Annotated in this window: 1 protein-coding gene; it reads right to left on the bottom strand. The window is 35.9% G+C overall.

What is annotated here, in order from left to right:
* Window positions 1-56: 56 nt before the first annotated feature.
* Window positions 57-320 carry a DUF6356 family protein gene (locus E1160_RS02155; RefSeq protein WP_155153347.1) on the bottom strand — a complete coding sequence of 88 codons (264 nt, stop codon included), beginning with the start codon at window positions 318-320 and terminating at the stop codon, window positions 57-59.
* Window positions 321-337: the final 17 nt, after the last annotated feature.

A 337-nucleotide genomic window follows, 5' to 3' on the forward strand; every position in this document is an offset into this window, starting at 1 on the left:
CATAAAAAAAGCCTGCGATTTTTTGCAGGCTTAAAAAAATGGTCGTTTTAGTGGATTTATGCTGCTTCTGAAGAGCTAATACTTGTTGTGATTTTTTCATTTTCCGGTGTTTGATGGTGACGGTTTGCAACCATACGATCATGTAGCTCTGTAATTTTTAGGCTTCCAGTCTTTACAAATAAGAAAGGAAAAAATGCATGCATAAGACAGGCAAATGTGGCAAAAGCTAATGCACTTGTAAATGAAAGTGCTACGCCCATATGTTGAAAGTAAGATTCTCCAACTGAAGCTGGGTGTTCTGTAAATAGATTCTTTAACATTTATAATCTCCGAAATG

This window comes from Curvivirga aplysinae, assembly GCF_009711445.1.
In the GTDB taxonomy this organism is placed as follows: Bacteria; Pseudomonadota; Alphaproteobacteria; order UBA8366; family Aestuariispiraceae; genus Curvivirga; species Curvivirga aplysinae.

Coding starts and splice junctions, on each gene's coding strand:
- E1160_RS02155 (WP_155153347.1), bottom strand. CDS start 320: ATGTTAAAGAATCTATTTACAGAACACCCAGCTTCAGTTGGAGAATCT.